Source organism: Arthrobacter sp. efr-133-TYG-118 (genome assembly GCF_030209755.1).
In the GTDB taxonomy this organism is placed as follows: Bacteria; Actinomycetota; Actinomycetes; order Actinomycetales; family Micrococcaceae; genus Arthrobacter.
In genome coordinates this window covers 226,951-242,467 of the sequence record NZ_JARVRH010000012.1, presented here as the reverse complement: position 1 = coordinate 242,467, position 15,517 = coordinate 226,951, and the positions used below count along the sequence as shown (strand labels likewise).

Sequence of the window (15,517 nt, the reverse complement as noted above, 5' to 3'; positions counted from 1 at the left end):
TCAAGCCATGAGTGAAGAGTTGCCAGCACAGGACGCGTCGGCCCACGTGGCCGACGCGTCCTTTGCTGAAATCACGCTGCGTCGCCGTGGCAGGATCCGCCGCTATCTCTTTGAGCACCCGCGGGTCATGGACGCGATGGTGGTGCTCTGTTATTCGCTGCTGGCACTGCCCACGTTCATCAGCTCCATCGTGGATGGCAAGTGGTTCGCCGCCCTGCTGCTGGTTGCCATTGCAGCCATCCTGTTCCTTCGACGCCGCAATCCGCTCAGTGTCACTGCGGCCGTTGCCGTCCTCGAAGTGGCCGTGACGCTGCTGAATCCCTGGGGTTCGAATGTCTCCGCGGGATTGTGGTTCGCGCTGTACGCCGTGGCCGTGGCGAGGACCCGGAGATTCGCGTTGACGGTGTTTGGCGCGGCGAGCCTGCCGCTGACCCTCGTGTACCTGTTCATGTGGACCAGCCCGGCGACCCCATCCAACGGAGAGGCGATTCCGGAGAATTTCCACCTCATCAGCAACATCGCCGCTGCGGTCAGCATTTTGTTGTCCAACCTGATCGCCACCGGCATCGGCATTTCGGTGCGGCAGCGGCGTGAGCACGAAAGCGAAATCAGGGCCTGGGCAGCACGCACGGCCCGCTTGGGTTCCGTCACCGAACGCAACCGGATCGCCCGGGAGATGCACGACGTCGTGGCCCACTCCCTCACTGTCATGATCAGCCTCTCGGACGGCGCCGCCGTCGTGGTCAAGAAGGATCCGGAGCGCGCGGGTGAGGTGCTTGGCGAACTGTCCCGCACCGGCAGGACTGCGCTGGCCGACATGCGCCGCGTCCTCGGCGTGCTGCGGGACGACTCAGCCCGCCCGGCACCGTTGGAGCCGTTGGTTTCCGGGCACGACCTGAGCAAGCTGCTCGATGGATTCCGGACGGCAGGGCTGCCGTTGCACTATTCCCACACTGGTCCGGCCCTTCCTGAAGATCCGGCGTTCCAGCTCACCGTCTACCGGATCGTGCAGGAATCCCTGACGAACGTGCTCAGGTACGGCCGCTCCTCAAGCCACGTGGATGTGAGGATCGTGCGTGAGAGCGACTCGGTCACGATTGAAGTGCTCGACGACGGCCGGGGCTCCCGGGATCCGGGCACCGAAGAGGCGGTCTTGGGAACGGGCCAAGGCATCGCGGGAATGCGTGAACGTGCGGGAATTTATGCTGGAACCGTGGATGCCGGCCCTGGAATCCACGGCGGGTGGCGCGTCCATGCGGAGCTGAACTGGAATGGCGACAAGGGGAAATCATGACTGACAATGCTCCCATCAGGGTTCTGCTGGTGGACGACCAGCCCCTGCTGCGCATGGGATTTCGGCTCATCCTGGAAGGCGAAGACGACCTCGAGGTAGTGGGCGAAGCCTCCGACGGCGCTGAAGCAGTGCGGAAGGTCGAGGAACTGGAACCGGACGTGGTGCTCATGGACGTCCGGATGCCTGCCGTGGATGGGATCGAAGCCACACGGCGGATCACGGCCTCGGCATCCAAGGCCAGGATCATCATCCTGACAACTTTCGACCTCGATGAATATGCCTTCTCCGGCCTGCAGGCAGGGGCTTCCGCCTTCCTGCTCAAGGATGTTGCGCCTGCCGAGTTGGTCCAGGGCGTCCGGCTTGTGGCCAGCGGCGACGCCGTGGTGGCTCCGAGGGTCACCCAACGGCTCCTGGAAACCTACGTCCGCGGGGGTCGCATGCCCGGACAGGCCACAGCCCAGCCCCGCGATCCGCTGCTCGAAGAATTGACGCCCCGCGAAACCGAGATGCTGGAAGCTATCGCAGGAGGGCTGTCCAACGCGGAAATCGCCCACAAGTTCTTCCTGTCCGAGGCCACGGTCAAGACCCACGTCCGGCGGATCCTCACCAAGCTGCATCTGCGCGACAGGGTCCAAGTGGTGGTCTACGCTTACGAAACAGGACTCGTGATCCCGAGCAACCCGGATTACTAGGACTGCCGGCACTGGGTCGCGACGCGGATAGTCCCAGACGACGCGTGAATTCCGGCATCGCCAGTTACTATCCGTGTCGCCGGTTCGAGGCCGCGTCGTCCGTCGCCGAGGCTAGACTCGGAGCCATGCCTTCGAACTCCGCTGCAGAACACATCCAGGACCTTGGCGCATATGTGAGCGCATCGCCGTCGAGCTTCCACGCCGTCAACGAGGCCGCGCGCCGGCTCGATGCAGCGGGTTTCACGGCCCTTGATGAACTTCAGCCATGGGAGGGCGGGGCTGGCAGCTTCTACGTGATCCGGGACGGAGCCCTCATCGCCTGGGTGACGCCCGAAGATGCAACTCCGACCACTGCATTCAACATCCTTGGCGCCCACACGGATTCTCCGTCCTTCAAGCTCAAACCCAAGCCGACGACAGGCAAGTTCGGCTGGCTCCAGGCCGGCGTTGAGGTCTACGGCGGCCCTTTGTTGAACTCCTGGCTGGACCGTGAGCTTCGGCTCGCGGGGCGGCTCGTGATGCTGGACGGCACCCAGCACCTGACAGCTACCGGACCGCTCCTGCGCTTTCCGCAGTTGGCCATCCACCTGGACCGGGCCGTCAATGACGGCCTCACGCTCGACAAGCAACAGCACATGAACCCGGTGTTCGGCCTCGGCGATCCCGATTCCGCGGACGTGTTGGCAATCCTGGCGGACTCCGTGGCCGGGGCTTCCGTGGATCCCGCGCAGATCGGCGGCTATGACGTCGTCGTCGCGGACACCCAGGCGCCTGAGCAGTTCGGCGCAAAGGGCGAGTTCTTCGCTTCAGGACGGCTCGACAACCTCTCGTCGACCCACGCCGGGCTTGCGGCACTCATTGCGCACGCGGCCGCAGGTGCGCCGGCCGGCGGTCCTATTGCGGTCCTTGCCGCCTTCGACCACGAAGAAATCGGCTCCGCCTCGCGCTCCGGCGCCTGCGGACCCATCCTCGAAGACATCCTCACCCGGATCTCCGACGGATTCGGCGCGACGGTGAGTGAACGGCGCCAGGCGTTGTCGGCGTCGTTCTGTGTTTCTGCGGATGCCGGCCACGCCGTCCACCCCAACTACCCCGAGCGGCACGATCCCGCCAACCGGCCCATCCTCAACGGCGGACCACTTCTCAAGATCAACGCCAACCAGCGTTACGCCACGGACGCCACCGGCGCGGCATTCTGGGCCCGGCTCTGCGGCGAGGCGGGCATCCCCTACCAGGAGTTCGTCTCCAACAACGACGTCCCGTGCGGCTCTACCATCGGTCCGCTGACGGCTACCCGCCTGGGGATCCGGACGGTCGACGTCGGCGTGCCCCTTCTGTCGATGCACTCGGCACGCGAGCTATGCGGCGTTGAGGACCCGCGCCACCTGGCCACGGTGGCGGAGTTGTTCTTCCGGACAGCGATCTAGCTTTACTCAAGCTCCGGCTAAGGCGGCCCGGCTCAGGACGCAAGGCTCACCACGAGGTTGATGGTGGTGGCCAGGATCCCGACGCCGAAAACGTAGGCGAGCAGGCTGTGCCGCAAGGCGGCGGACCGCATTGTCCTGGTGGTGATCGACGTGTCCGAGACTTGATAGGTCATCCCGAGGCTGAACGCCATGTAGGCGAAATCCGTGTATTGCGGCGGTTCTTTTTGGTTGAATTCGATGCCGCGGGGCGGATCGGACGTGTAGTACACCTCGGCATAGCGCAAGGTGAAGAGGGTGTGCACCAGGAGCCACGACGCCACCGCGCCGCCGAGGGCGAGCAGGGCAAGCATGAATTTGTCGAATCCGTGCGCGTCCTTGGCGCCGATCATCACCAGCACGACGGCGGCGAGCGAACCGACGGCGGCACACAGGATGAGGAGGTCGGCGGTGGAGCGCCGTGGATCTTCTTCCGTGGCATGGCTTCTCGTCTGATCGGCTTTCATCGGGGTGATGACCGTCCACACGAAAACGTTGTAGACCGCCGCGGCCACTGCCCAGCCCGCGGCGGGTGCGTAGATCCACTGACCCCATAGTCCGGTCGCTAAGGCCGCAGCGATGCCGGTAACGATCATGAGCCAAAATCGCAATTGGGAACGTTTGGCACGGGCAGACTTCGGACGGTTGTTCTTTGCTGCGGCGTTCATAGTCAGATCATGGCACGAGGGCCGGCACGACGGCCTTCAATTCCCCGATCGCGGCGCGAACATAATCACCGCGACGCCCAGAAGGCAGATCATAGCTCCGACAATGTCCCAGCGGTCCGGCCGGAAGCCGTCAAGGAGCATTCCCCAAGCCAAGGATCCGGCGATGAACACGCCGCCGTAAGCGGCAAGCACGCGGCCGAAATGCGCGTCCGGCTGGAAAGCCGCCACGAATCCGTAGATGCCGAGGGCCACGATTCCGAGGCCTGCCCACCACCAGGGCTTGGCCTCCTTGACCGATTGCCATACCAGCCAGGCCCCGCCGATCTCGGCGATGGCCGCGAGGACAAAAAGGGCAGTGGATTTGAGGATGGTCATGGGTTCAGTCTGCCTGTCCTGGCGCGGCGGTTCCACGCGGGTCATCCACATACTTGGGTTATCCACATACGCGACGCCGCGCATTCCACCTTGCCGACACGCCGAATAGGCTTGGAGGCGGGAAATGGACTAAGATATTGAAGTCTGTGCTGCGCCCTGCTTCCGCTTCTGGAAGCGGCCAGCAGCACTGTTCATCGCAAATGAACCTCCTGTTACGGAAATGCCGTAACCGCTTAGCCCAAAGGAGGTGGGTTCACATATGCGTCCTTACGAATTGATGGTAATCATCGACCCCGAGGTCGAAGAGCGTACCGTAGAGCCGTCGCTTCAGAAGTTCCTCAATGTCATCACCACCGATGGTGGAACCATCGAAAAGGTTGACATCTGGGGCCGCCGTCGCCTCGCTTACGACATCAAGAAGAAGTCCGAAGGTATCTACGCTGTGGTGAACTTCACCGCCAAGCCGGAAACCGCCAAGGAACTTGACCGCCAGCTGAGTCTCAACGAGACCATCATGCGCACCAAGATCACCCGCCCCGAAGAGCAGAAGGTCGTTGCTGAGTAATTTCAGCTCCCGGCTTTCATTCTTTACCCCGCAGGAACGAACAAGGAGGCAGTAGATGGCAGGCGAAACCACTATTACGGTCATCGGTAATCTCACCAATGACCCCGAACTGCGGTTCACACCGTCAGGCTCGGCGGTAGCGAACTTCACCATCGCGTCTACTCCCCGGACCTTCGACCGCCAGTCCAATGAGTGGAAGGACGGGGAAACCCTGTTCCTCCGCGCATCGGTATGGCGCGAAGCAGCTGAAAATGTCGCCGAATCCCTCACCAAGGGCATGCGCGTGATCGTTTCCGGCCGCCTGAAGAGCCGTTCCTACGAAACCAAGGAAGGCGAGAAGCGCACCGTTATCGAGCTCGAAGTCGATGAAATCGGCCCGAGCCTGCGTTACGCCAACGCCAAGGTCAACCGCACCCAGCGCTCCGGCGGTCAGGGTGGTCAGGGCGGCTTCGGCGGCGGCAACAACAGCGGCGGCTTCGGAGGTGGCGGCGCTAGTGCAAGCCAGGGCGGCAACTCCGGCGGAACGTGGGGCGGCGGCCAATCCGCACCGCAGGAAGACCCCTGGGCTACCCCGGGTGTCAGCAATGCGGGTGGATGGGGCAACGGCCCGGATTCCGAACCTCCCTTCTAAATACTCATAAAAGTTCGACGCCGGAACCCGCCGGACGTGCCGCGAGGCACCCGGGTGGCGACCGCCGTCGAGCACCACCATCCCGTGGATCCATTCCACGGGCTCCATAGAAAAGGAGCTCCACGATGGCTAAGGCTGAACTCCGTAAGCCCAAACCAAAGTCCAACCCCTTGAAGGCCGCTGACATCACCGTCATCGACTACAAGGACGTAGCATTGCTGCGCAAGTTCATCTCCGACCGCGGAAAGATCCGCGCCCGTCGCGTCACTGGCGTCACGGTGCAGGAACAGCGCAAAATCGCCCAGGCAATCAAGAACGCCCGCGAAGTTGCTCTGCTGCCTTACTCCGGCGCTGGCCGCGGCTAAGGAAGGGATTAACTAACATGGCAAAGCTCATTCTGACCCACGAAGTAACCGGTCTCGGTGCTGCTGGCGATGTTGTCGAGGTCAAGGACGGTTACGCACGTAACTTCCTGCTGCCCCGCGGCTTCGCTCTGACCTGGACCAAGGGTGGCGAGAAGCAGGTTGAGTCCATCAAGGCTGCCCGCGCTGCTCGTGCCCACGCTTCGGTTGAAGCTGCACAGGCCCAGGCTTCTGCGCTTTCTTCCAAGAAGGTCAAGCTCGTAGTGAAGGCCGGCGAGTCCGGTCGTCTCTTCGGCACCGTCAAGCCGGCTGATGTCGCTGCTGCAGTTGAGGCCGCAGGCCTCGGCTCCATCGACAAGCGCAACGTTGAACTGCCGAACCACATCAAGTCCCTTGGTTCGTACCAGGCCAACGTCCGCCTGCACGAGGACGTTTCTGCTGTCATCGACCTCGAGGTCGTTGCAAGCAAGTGATGCAGGGTTCCCTGGAAGCTGAGCTTGCGAAGCTTCGAGGGGGCATCGCGCTGCGGTAGTTTCTGACGCAGCTCGAAGGACCCCCGTCTCCGGTTTCCGGAGGCGGGGGTCCTTTGCTTTGCGCGGTTTCGGGGCCCGCGAACTGGCAGTAGATGCCCTCTCGCGGCCTCGTGAGGGGCATTAGCTGCCAGTTCGCGCTAAGGAAGCTCGGCAATCCGCTTGCCGTGGTCGTCGACGCAGAAGGGCTCGGCACGGAGCAAATGCAGCACTTTGCCAACTGGACCAACTTGTCTGAGACCACCTTCCTGCTGCCGCCCAGCGATCCTGCGGCCGATTACCGCGTGCGGATCTTCACTGGCAGCGAGGAATTTCCTTTCGCGGGACATCCGACGCTCGGCTCGGCGCATGCGTGGCTGGCGGCCGGCGGTGTCCCGAAGCAGGAAGGGACGCTGGTTCAGGAATGTGGCGCCGGCTTGGTCAAGGTGAAGCTCGACGGCGGCCGCCTCGCCTTCGCTGCGCCGCCACTGACGCGCTTCGGGCCCGTCGGCGGGGCAACCGTGAAACAGTTGACTTCTGGACTCCGACTGCCCCAAACCGCGCTCCTGGATGCCTCGTGGCTGGTCAACGGCCCGCAATGGATCGGTGTGCTGCTCGAATCGGCCGAGCGGGTCCTTGGCCTCGCTCCGGACCTCGCGGCGTTGGGGGATCTGAAGGTTGGAGTGATCGGTCCCCATGAACCGGGTGCCGGCGTCGATTTCGAGGTCCGGACGTTCATTCCCCGAGACGCCATGGTGGAGGACCCCGTGACCGGAAGCTTCAACGCGGGAGCCGCCCAGTGGCTGATCGGCAGCGGCCGGGCTCCGGAGCAATACGTCGCCGCGCAGGGTACGGTGCTGGGCCGGGCGGGACGCATCCACGTCAAGGCGGAAGACGGCGACATCTGGGTGGGCGGGAGCTCGGTGATGTGCATCCAGGGAACCGTGCGGCTATAGCAGGGGAATAAAAGGGGCGGGGGCACAGTTTGGGAGTATAGATGCAAACGCATGTACTCTGGTTTGAAGCCATCGAACCGCCCAGCAACAGGAGATCGCCATGGAGACCCGCCGCATAACCGTCCTTTCCGCCGGACTTGGCGTACCGTCGTCGAGCAGGCTTCTTGCAGACCAGCTCGCTGCCGCGGCCAAGCGCCAGCTGGGCGATGCCGGGTACGAGGTACGGGTGGATGTTATCGAACTCCGGGACCTGGCAGTGGATATCGCCAACAATTTCGTCACCGGCTATGCAGCGCCGCGCCTTGCGGAGGTGATCGCCGGCGTCGAGGACTCCGATGGCATCATCGCCGTCACGCCTGTCTTCAGTGCATCCTACAGCGGGCTGTTCAAGTCCTTCATCGACGTTCTGGACCCGAAGTCCCTGGACGGCAAGGCAGTTCTTCTCGGCGCCACGGGCGGCACCGACCGGCACCAAATGGTGCTCGACTACGCCATGCGTCCGCTCTTCACCTACCTTCGCACCCGGATAACCCAGACGTCCGTTTTCGCCGGGCCCCAGGATTGGGGAAACACCGACGACGGCGCGTCGCCACTATCGGTCCGCGTGGACCGGGCGGCGGGCGAGCTTGCCCGGCTTCTGAGCGGCGAACAGCCGCACCGCAAGGCGGACGCGATGGAATCCCTGCCTTTTGAACAACTCCTCGCAGGGATCACCGCGGGACGCTAGGGGAGCCTCGGCTGCCCGTTCCTGGCACTAGTCGTCCAGTAGCTCGATGAACTCCAGGGCCTGCTTCATGCTGATGTCGGAATGCTTGGTCAGGGCCAACGCTGCCGCCTCGACATCGCCGCTCTTGGCCAGGGTGCGGATCCGTCCGTAGATCTCGTCATTGAGCATGTTGCTGCTCACCTCACGCGTGACGTCACCCTTGCTGGCGATCGCCCGGTAACGGTACGGGAAGCGCTCCGGCTCGTCGTCGTCGGGCATGAGGTCCTGCGGGGCGGGTTCGGGCTTGCGGAAGGGCTGCGGGTGCGCCGCAAGGGCGCCGACGGCGTCCCGCGAGGCACGCAGGCCTTCTCCGGTGGCGCTGAGGTACAGCTTGATGGCAGCCATGGCCTGACCTTGGGCGATCAGGGAATACAGCTGCCGGTGTTGATCCTCGCTGAGCTTTGCGGCGGCCTCGCGGGCGAGCTCCGCAGGGTCCACGGCCGCCTTGCCCGTGGCAGCATTGTCGCGAAGTTCCGCGGAGCGGCGGGAGAGCACGCGGCTGATCAGCAGCACGCCGACGACGACGGCCGCCAGGATAAAGACCGGAACGAGTAGGGATGACATGCGCTAAAGCCGATCTATGTAGTTCTTGGCGGTCAACAAGTCCGAGTGGGTTTGCTGGCGCAGGAGCTTGATGGCCTGGATCTTCTGCCCACTGCGGACCATGCCTTGCAATTGCAGGGCGAACTGTGGATTCAACTGCCCGTTGGGCAGAACCGGACCGTTGTAGCCGGCCTGGCCAACCCCCGGGCTGGCCCCGACTTGCGCTTTCAGCGCGGCCCGCGACTGGCTGTCCTGCTGGGACTGTTGCTGCGCGTTTTGGCTCGGTCTTGTGGATGCATCGATGCGGGCCCTCGCCGCCGTCGCCGCCTGCACTTGGGCGGCCTGGTGGGCTGCCGAACGTGCGGCCAGCTCCCGTTGATAGCGCTCGGCGTCGGACAGCCCTGAGTTGCGTGGCTTGAATGCCGCCGTCAGGGCCCAAATCACAGCCACAAGGATGACAACGGGCATTGCGACCAGCAGTACATCCCCCACGGTGAAACCCATACCTAGAGCTTATGTCAGAACGCAGTTATCCACAGCACATTCCTGCTCCGGCATAGCTTCCGAGAGCCGGCTGTCAAATTTCGGGAGATATTGTGGGGAGTATCACTTTTTTGGCATATTTATCCCTCTTTGGGCCATTGGAGGAGGGGCGGGGCATGGATTGAGCGAATCGGCCTGTGGATGATCCCTTGAAGAAAATACTTTTGATCCACATGGCACGAAGAACGTTTTCCCAGCTCAGGGGCTATTTGCCGCCAAAAGAATTTCTCTTTCCACAGGGTCATGCACAGACTGTGCACAAGTAGGGGTGTGTATTCCACACTTTATCCACAGGCCCGGCTTGGTGCCTCGGAAAAGCAGGGCTAACGTGGCTGAGTACCTGCTTTAGGTACTTGGAAAACCCCTGTTTCTTGTGGACGGCACCTTGGTGCCGTCGAAAAGCAGCACGCCCGCGGACCTGTCTGTGGATAAGTTGTGGAAATCTCGGGGAAACCAAAATTGTCGGTGCCCTACGGAACAGTTTGGACCAGCCGGCATAAACGGCGCGGTCGGAGCAACCCACACCGGGGCATTGGCCTACCGCACCGCCGGGAACAGTTATCTGCGCGGTACAAAATGGAGGACGGCTTGTCAGTTACGCACTTGGATTCGATCGAGGGCGGCCGGACATCGGACGCCAGCCGCAAACCTCCCCAGGACATTCCCGCTGAGCAATCAGTTCTCGGCGGCATGATGCTGTCAAAGGATGCCATTGCCGACGTCGTGGAAATCGTCCGCGGCCATGACTTCTACCGCCCGGCCCACGAGACCATCTACGAGTCCATCATCGACCTCTACGGCCGCGGCGAACCTGCCGATGCCGTCACGGTGTCCGATGAGCTGACCAAGCGCGGCGAGATCAACAGGATCGGCGGCCCTGCCTACCTGCACGAGCTGATCCAGACCGTGCCCACGGCGGCCAATGCCGGCTACTACGCCGAAATCGTGGCTGAACGCGCCGTCCTGCGCCGCCTCGTCAACGCAGGCACCAAGATCGTCCAGATGGGCTACGGCCAGGACGGCGAGGTCGAAGACCTCGTCAACCAGGCCCAGGCCGAGATCTATGCCGTGGCCGAACGCCGCACCGCGGAGGACTACGTGGCGCTCAAGGACGTCATGGAATCCACCGTTGACGAGATCGAGGCATCCGGCCACCGCGGAGAGGGCATGACGGGGGTCCCCACCGGGTTCTACGAACTCGATGAGCTCACCCATGGCCTGCACCCGGGCCAGATGATCGTCATCGCTGCGCGCCCCGCCGTCGGTAAGTCTACGTTCGCGCTTGACTTCGCCCGTTCCGCCGCGATCAAGAACAACCTCGCCACCGTGATGTTCTCCCTGGAAATGGGACGCAACGAAATCGCGATGCGCCTGCTGTCCGCGGAAGCCACCATTGGCCTTCAGGACCTGCGCAAGGGCACCATCAAGGACGAGCAGTGGTCCAAGATCGCCACCACCATGGGCCGCATGAACGATGCGCCGTTGTTCATCGATGACAGCCCCAATATGTCCCTCATGGAAATCAGGGCCAAGTGCCGTCGCCTGAAGCAGCAGCACGACCTCAAACTGGTGATCCTCGACTACCTCCAGCTCATGAGCTCCGGCAAGAAGGTCGAATCCCGCCAGCAGGAAGTCTCCGAATTCTCGCGTGCACTCAAGCTGTTGGCCAAGGAGCTGCAGGTTCCGGTCATCGCGCTCTCGCAGCTCAACCGTGGATCCGAACAGCGCCAGGACAAGCGGCCCATGGTCTCGGACCTCCGTGAATCCGGTTCCATCGAGCAGGATGCCGACATGGTCATCCTGCTTCACCGCGAAGACGTCTACGACAAAGAATCCCCGCGCGCCGGCGAGGCCGACATCCTCATCGCCAAGCACCGTAACGGTCCCACCAAGGACATCGTGGTTGCCTTCCAAGGGCACTACTCCCGCTTCGCCAATATGGCGGGCGAGACTGGCGGCGGCGGCGGGTTCTAGGCTCGGGCCGAGGTCTCACCGGCCGAGGACCGGCACCGGCTACATTCTTCAGCGAAGCTGGAAAATGGACCGGTGCCAGTCCTTTTCCACGTTCCCGCTTAGTTCGAACATGACGTGTTTGACCTGGGTGTACTCCTCGAAGGAGTAGGCAGACATGTCCTTGCCGAAGCCTGACTGCTTGAAGCCGCCATGGGGCATTTCGGAGATGATCGGGATGTGGTCGTTGACCCACACGCAGCCCGCGTTGATTTCGCGGGTGGCGCGCAGGGCTTTGCGCACATTGCTGGTCCACGCGGAGGCGGCCAGCCCGTAGACGGTGTCGTTCGCAAGCCGGATGGCCTCGTCGTCATCGTCGAAGGGCAACACCACCAGAACCGGTCCGAACACTTCGTCCTTGACGATCTCACTGTCCGGAGCGGCGTCGGTGACGAGGGTGGGCGGGTAGAAGGCGCCTCGTGCCAGGGCGCCTTGGCTGGGGATTTCGCCGCCGACGAGTACCTTCGCGTATCCGCGGGCGCGCTCAACCATTCCGGCCACGTGATCGCGGTGCTTGAAGGAGACCAAGGAACCAAGATCCGCCCCTTCGTCGTCCTGCACCCCTAGGCGGATGTCCCGGAATCGCTTCGCGAGCTTGTCTACGAATTCCTGGTAGACCGAACGGTGCACAATTGCCCGCGTCGCTGCCGTGCAGTCCTGGCCAGAGTTGATCAGGCTCCCGGCGACCGCGCCGTGCACTGCGGCGTCCACGTCTGCGTCCTCGAAGACCACGAAGGGTGCTTTGCCGCCTAGTTCGAGATGAACGCGTTTGGCGTTGACGGCCGCGGCTTCCAGTACGGTGCGGCCGATCGCGGTGGAGCCCGTAAAGGAGACCATGTCAACGCCTTCGTGACGCATCAGTGCCGCGCCTACTTCGGGTCCGGTGCCGACGAGGACGTTGACGACGCCGTCGGGCAGCCCTGCGTCGCTGAGCGCCTGGGCGAACATCACCGAAGTGAGCGGCGTGATCTCTGCCGGCTTAAGGATGATCGTGTTGCCTGCGGCGATGGCGGGAAGAATTTTCCATGCAGCCATCTGGAGGGGATAGTTCCAGGGGGCGATTGAGCCCACCACTCCGATGGGTTCGCGTCGAATGCTGGAGGTGTGCTCGGGCGAATATTCGGCCGTTGCCATGCCTTCAAGGTGCCGCGCGGCGCCCGCGAAGAACTCTATATTGTCGATGGTCCCAGGGACATCGAAATTCCGGGTCAGGCGGAGGGGTTTGCCGGTCTGGCTGCTCTCCGTGTGGGCGAATTCTTCGGCCCGTTCCGTCAGGATCGCCGCGAAACGGTGCAGTATTGCTGAGCGTTCGCTCGGTGCCGTGCGGGACCATGAGGCAAAAGCGGCGCGGGCTGCTGCCACGGCGAGGTCGACGTCGTCGGCGCCGGCAAGGTCCACGGTGGCCTCAACCTCGCCGGTGGAGGGGTTGAGGACGTCGTGCGTCAGGCCGGAGGTGCCCTGGTGGAGGCGGCCGTTGATGAATTGGTACATGATATTCCCTCGGGGATAGGTGGTTGGCGGGTGTCTTGGCGGAGTCCGCGACCCAGATCCAGGCTGTCCCTCTGGGGGCAGCCTAGCGAGTGCCCTCGCGCTCGGCGGAATCCAGAATGGCGCTGAGGCCGGCGGAGAAGGTGTTGAGGCTGTCAAGGCTGAGCAAGCGATGACGGTGCTCCTCGATCAGCGGGAACCCACTCACCGATGCGACCGCAACCGCCTGGAGCCAGGGCTCGTGACCGTTTGAGTTCGGTTTGGCGAGCACTTCCTGGGCGATTCCGGAACCGTGTCCCAGAGTGTAGCTCTCCAGCGCTGCGTAGTAGTGCACGAGCCGGTCGTCGGATAGTCCTGCGTCGCTCAGGCAGCTGAGGACGAATTCGATAGTGCGCAACTCGCCTTGGCCGAAAGTGTCGGTGGCGAAGGCTTCGCAGCCGATTGACGGGTACTTGATGAAGACATCCACCAGGGAGGTGAGGTAGCGCTCGAGGCGGGGCCGCCAGCCTGTGGGTGAGTCCCCGGAGGTACCTTCCGAAAGTGCCATGGAGAAGAGCCGGTCCAACGCTGCTCTGAGGATCGCGTCGCGGTTCCGGAAGTGGCGGTACATGGCAGTGGCGTCCACGCCGAGTGCTTCGCCAAGGCGTTTGAAGGTGAAGCGGGACTGGGGTTCGTCCCGGGCGAGCTGCAATACGGCGTCGACTATTGTCTCTGCGTCGAGCCGAACGCGTCGGTCCGTGAGCTGCTCCTCGCCTCGATCGGGCCTGGGCTGCGCCACGTATCACCGCCTTTCTCGAAGTTCCTCGTTTAAGTGCGATCCCCACGCTACACGAGCACCGGCCTCTGGAGTCAAGATGCGTGTCAATGCCAATGTCAATGCTGTTGACTTTCCTGCTTCCTTCCCCGTAGTGTGACGCGGGGCACAATCAATGATGCGAGGAAGGAAAACGATGGCTAGCGCCGAGACGATTTTTGAGAACGGGTGGATATATACGGGCGAGGACGAGCGTCCTGTCCGCACCAATGTGGCGGTTGCGGACGGCCGTGTACTGGCTCTAGGGGACGGTGCGGAGGTATCCGTGCTGGCCACCGGCGCCACGAGGCGCGTGGACCTGAACGGGCGTCTGCTCATTCCTGGTTTTCAGGATGGCCACATCCACCCGATCATGGCCGGGGTCGAGCACCTGCAATGCGATCTCACCGAGACCACCACTGCCGAGGAAGCCGTGTCTGTGGTGCGCCGCTACGCCGAGTCGCATCCCGACGAGCCGTGGATTCTTGGCGCGGGCTGGTCGATGGACTGCTTCCCGGGCGGGACGCCCACGCGGCAAATGCTGGACGCAGTGGTTTCCGACCGCCCCGTGTTCGTCCACAACCGGGACCATCACGGAGCCTGGGCCAATACAAAGGCTTTCGAACTGGCGGGGATCGGTGCGGGGACTCCGGATCCCGACAGTGGCCGTATCGAACGCGAGGCCGATGGCTACCCCGCCGGAACCGTCCATGAGGGCGCCATGGGACTTTTTGACCACGTGCACCCTGGTACCTCCCCAGAGCAGGCCTACGAAGGATTGCTCTGGGCCCAGGAGCTCATGCTCTCCTACGGCATTACGGCTTGGCAGGACGCCTTGGTGGGTATATCCCCCAGCGGGTCCGGGGATACTTTGGAAACCTATATCAAGGCGTTCGACGCCGGGGATCTCAAAGTTCGCGTCCGTGCAGCGCAATGGTGGGACCGTTCGGCCGGCCGGGGACAGCTCGACGAAATCCTGGCCCGTCGCGATCGTGTCGCCGGCGCCTGCGATCCGCTGCGTCTGTCCGCGGCGACGGTAAAAGTCATGGTGGACGGCGTGGCGGAGAACTACACGGCTGCCATGCATGCTCCGTACCGGGACAGTCACGGGCACCACACGGACAACCACGGCATCGAGTTCTTTGACCCTGCAGAGTTGCGGGAGTTCGTCACGGACCTCGACGCCAACGGGATCCAGGTCCACTTCCACGCGTTGGGGGATCGCGCCGTTACAGACGCGCTCGACGCCGTTGAGCAGGCACGCTCCACCAACGGGCCCAGCGATAATCGCCATCATCTGGCTCACCTTCAGCTGGTCCGTGCGGCGGATGTGCCGCGTTTCGCTGCCCTTGGGGCGACAGCCAACCTCCAGGCGCTCTGGGCGTGCCACGAAGATCAACTGGATGAATTGACGCTGCCCTTCCTGGAGGCCGATGCCGAGGAGCGGCATTACCCCTTCGGGGAACTCGCAGCGACCGGCGCACACCTGGCCGCGGGAAGCGATTGGGCCGTCTCTTCGCCCAACCCCGTCCTGGCCATCCATGTTGCTGTGAACAGGGTGGAGCCAGGCGGCGCGCTGCCACCGCTCGGCCCCGAACAACACAAACTCACGCTCAAGCAGATCCTGGATGCCTATACCCAGGGCACAGCATGGATCAACCACCTGGACACGGACACCGGCATCATCCGCCCTGGCGCCCTCGCTGACCTGGCGATCCTTGACCGTAACCTCTTCGACATCCCTGTGGAGGAACTGCACACGGCTCGCGTAGACGAAACCTGGATTGCCGGCGAGCGGGTCTTTGCCCGGGCAGATTCCTAAGTCCGAGATGACTTTCATGATCCGAGGAGGGAAGCGC

At 63.3% G+C, this 15,517-nt stretch carries 17 protein-coding genes; 11 read left to right on the top strand and 6 right to left on the bottom strand.

The window, feature by feature from the left end:
* Positions 1-7 precede the first annotated feature (7 nt).
* The 3 genes from QRN59_RS12015 to QRN59_RS12005 all read left to right on the top strand — a co-directional run bounded on the left by QRN59_RS12015 (position 8) and on the right by QRN59_RS12005 (position 3,413).
* The gene (locus QRN59_RS12015; RefSeq protein ID WP_284982740.1) at positions 8-1,294 is read left to right on the top strand and encodes a sensor histidine kinase; all 1,287 of its coding nucleotides are present in this window, start codon (positions 8-10) and stop codon (positions 1,292-1,294) included.
* On the top strand, positions 1,291-1,986 hold the full coding sequence (locus tag QRN59_RS12010; RefSeq protein WP_284982739.1) for a response regulator: 696 nt from the start codon (positions 1,291-1,293) through the stop codon (positions 1,984-1,986). Before QRN59_RS12015 ends, QRN59_RS12010 begins: the two co-directional genes overlap by 4 nt.
* Positions 1,987-2,111: 125 nt before the next feature.
* The gene (locus QRN59_RS12005) at positions 2,112-3,413 is read left to right on the top strand and encodes a M18 family aminopeptidase (protein WP_284982738.1); all 1,302 of its coding nucleotides are present in this window, start codon (positions 2,112-2,114) and stop codon (positions 3,411-3,413) included.
* A 32-nt stretch (positions 3,414-3,445) separates the two neighbouring features.
* On the opposite strand, the gene QRN59_RS12000 is transcribed toward QRN59_RS12005, so the two are convergent.
* Both QRN59_RS12000 and QRN59_RS11995 read right to left on the bottom strand, forming a co-directional pair.
* A complete protein-coding gene (locus tag QRN59_RS12000) occupies positions 3,446-4,117 on the bottom strand; it encodes a DUF1345 domain-containing protein (protein ID WP_284982737.1) in 672 nt (223 codons plus the stop codon).
* A gap of 36 nt (positions 4,118-4,153) precedes the next feature.
* Positions 4,154-4,492, bottom strand: coding sequence for a YnfA family protein (locus QRN59_RS11995; protein ID WP_284982736.1), 339 nt, complete (start codon positions 4,490-4,492; stop codon positions 4,154-4,156).
* A 259-nt stretch (positions 4,493-4,751) separates the two neighbouring features.
* Here QRN59_RS11995 and rpsF point away from each other — a divergent pair, with 259 nt between their 5' ends.
* From rpsF to QRN59_RS11965, 6 genes are all read left to right on the top strand, one after another.
* The gene (rpsF, locus tag QRN59_RS11990) at positions 4,752-5,057 is read left to right on the top strand and encodes a 30S ribosomal protein S6 (RefSeq protein ID WP_028267876.1); all 306 of its coding nucleotides are present in this window, start codon (positions 4,752-4,754) and stop codon (positions 5,055-5,057) included.
* Between the two features lie 55 nt (positions 5,058-5,112).
* Positions 5,113-5,688 carry a single-stranded DNA-binding protein gene (locus tag QRN59_RS11985; protein WP_284982735.1) on the top strand — a complete coding sequence of 192 codons (576 nt, stop codon included), beginning with the start codon at positions 5,113-5,115 and terminating at the stop codon, positions 5,686-5,688.
* Positions 5,689-5,813: 125 nt separating this feature from the next.
* On the top strand, positions 5,814-6,053 hold the full coding sequence (gene rpsR, locus QRN59_RS11980) for a 30S ribosomal protein S18 (protein ID WP_003800144.1): 240 nt from the start codon (positions 5,814-5,816) through the stop codon (positions 6,051-6,053).
* 17 nt (positions 6,054-6,070) lie between these two features.
* Positions 6,071-6,523, top strand: coding sequence for a 50S ribosomal protein L9 (rplI, locus tag QRN59_RS11975; protein WP_234752901.1), 453 nt, complete (start codon positions 6,071-6,073; stop codon positions 6,521-6,523).
* Positions 6,524-6,675: 152 nt separating this feature from the next.
* Positions 6,676-7,515 (top strand): PhzF family phenazine biosynthesis protein, encoded by an 840-nt coding sequence (locus tag QRN59_RS11970; protein ID WP_284982734.1) that lies wholly within the window; start codon positions 6,676-6,678, stop codon positions 7,513-7,515.
* A gap of 100 nt (positions 7,516-7,615) precedes the next feature.
* Complete coding sequence (locus QRN59_RS11965; RefSeq protein ID WP_284982733.1) at positions 7,616-8,242, top strand: FMN reductase; 627 nt, start codon at positions 7,616-7,618, stop codon at positions 8,240-8,242.
* Between the two features lie 27 nt (positions 8,243-8,269).
* Here QRN59_RS11965 and QRN59_RS11960 read toward each other — a convergent pair whose 3' ends face one another.
* Positions 8,270-8,845 (bottom strand): hypothetical protein, encoded by a 576-nt coding sequence (locus tag QRN59_RS11960; RefSeq protein ID WP_284982732.1) that lies wholly within the window; start codon positions 8,843-8,845, stop codon positions 8,270-8,272.
* A gap of 3 nt (positions 8,846-8,848) precedes the next feature.
* Positions 8,849-9,328: a hypothetical protein gene (locus QRN59_RS11955; RefSeq protein WP_284982731.1), complete on the bottom strand. Its 480-nt coding sequence runs from the start codon at positions 9,326-9,328 to the stop codon at positions 8,849-8,851.
* 627 nt (positions 9,329-9,955) lie between these two features.
* On the opposite strand from QRN59_RS11955, the gene dnaB reads away from it, so the two are divergent.
* Positions 9,956-11,341, top strand: coding sequence for a replicative DNA helicase (gene dnaB / locus QRN59_RS11950; RefSeq protein WP_078107106.1), 1,386 nt, complete (start codon positions 9,956-9,958; stop codon positions 11,339-11,341).
* 48 nt (positions 11,342-11,389) lie between these two features.
* Here dnaB and QRN59_RS11945 read toward each other — a convergent pair whose 3' ends face one another.
* Together QRN59_RS11945 and QRN59_RS11940 are read right to left on the bottom strand one after the other, a co-directional pair.
* Complete coding sequence (locus QRN59_RS11945; RefSeq protein WP_284982730.1) at positions 11,390-12,868, bottom strand: gamma-aminobutyraldehyde dehydrogenase; 1,479 nt, start codon at positions 12,866-12,868, stop codon at positions 11,390-11,392.
* Positions 12,869-12,950: 82 nt separating this feature from the next.
* Positions 12,951-13,643, bottom strand: a complete 693-nt coding sequence (locus QRN59_RS11940; protein WP_284982729.1) for a TetR/AcrR family transcriptional regulator — start codon at positions 13,641-13,643, stop codon at positions 12,951-12,953.
* 172 nt (positions 13,644-13,815) lie between these two features.
* Here QRN59_RS11940 and QRN59_RS11935 point away from each other — a divergent pair, with 172 nt between their 5' ends.
* The gene (locus QRN59_RS11935; RefSeq protein ID WP_284982728.1) at positions 13,816-15,480 is read left to right on the top strand and encodes an amidohydrolase; all 1,665 of its coding nucleotides are present in this window, start codon (positions 13,816-13,818) and stop codon (positions 15,478-15,480) included.
* The last annotated feature ends 37 nt before the right edge of the window (positions 15,481-15,517 follow it).

Excerpts from the sequence above, each read along its gene's own strand:
- QRN59_RS12000 (WP_284982737.1), bottom strand. The coding sequence starts at position 4,117 with ATGAACGCCGCAGCAAAGAACAACCGTCCGAAGTCTGCCCGTGCCAAA.
- rpsF (WP_028267876.1), top strand. The coding sequence starts at position 4,752 with ATGCGTCCTTACGAATTGATGGTAATCATCGACCCCGAGGTCGAAGAG.
- QRN59_RS11935 (WP_284982728.1), top strand. The coding sequence starts at position 13,816 with ATGGCTAGCGCCGAGACGATTTTTGAGAACGGGTGGATATATACGGGC.
- QRN59_RS12015 (WP_284982740.1), top strand. The coding sequence starts at position 8 with ATGAGTGAAGAGTTGCCAGCACAGGACGCGTCGGCCCACGTGGCCGAC.
- QRN59_RS12010 (WP_284982739.1), top strand. The coding sequence starts at position 1,291 with ATGACTGACAATGCTCCCATCAGGGTTCTGCTGGTGGACGACCAGCCC.
- QRN59_RS11960 (WP_284982732.1), bottom strand. The coding sequence starts at position 8,845 with ATGTCATCCCTACTCGTTCCGGTCTTTATCCTGGCGGCCGTCGTCGTC.
- QRN59_RS11985 (WP_284982735.1), top strand. The coding sequence starts at position 5,113 with ATGGCAGGCGAAACCACTATTACGGTCATCGGTAATCTCACCAATGAC.
- rpsR (WP_003800144.1), top strand. The coding sequence starts at position 5,814 with ATGGCTAAGGCTGAACTCCGTAAGCCCAAACCAAAGTCCAACCCCTTG.
- QRN59_RS11955 (WP_284982731.1), bottom strand. The coding sequence starts at position 9,328 with ATGGGTTTCACCGTGGGGGATGTACTGCTGGTCGCAATGCCCGTTGTC.
- QRN59_RS11945 (WP_284982730.1), bottom strand. The coding sequence starts at position 12,868 with ATGTACCAATTCATCAACGGCCGCCTCCACCAGGGCACCTCCGGCCTG.
- QRN59_RS12005 (WP_284982738.1), top strand. The coding sequence starts at position 2,112 with ATGCCTTCGAACTCCGCTGCAGAACACATCCAGGACCTTGGCGCATAT.
- rplI (WP_234752901.1), top strand. The coding sequence starts at position 6,071 with ATGGCAAAGCTCATTCTGACCCACGAAGTAACCGGTCTCGGTGCTGCT.
- QRN59_RS11965 (WP_284982733.1), top strand. The coding sequence starts at position 7,616 with ATGGAGACCCGCCGCATAACCGTCCTTTCCGCCGGACTTGGCGTACCG.
- QRN59_RS11995 (WP_284982736.1), bottom strand. The coding sequence starts at position 4,492 with ATGACCATCCTCAAATCCACTGCCCTTTTTGTCCTCGCGGCCATCGCC.
- QRN59_RS11970 (WP_284982734.1), top strand. The coding sequence starts at position 6,676 with ATGCCCTCTCGCGGCCTCGTGAGGGGCATTAGCTGCCAGTTCGCGCTA.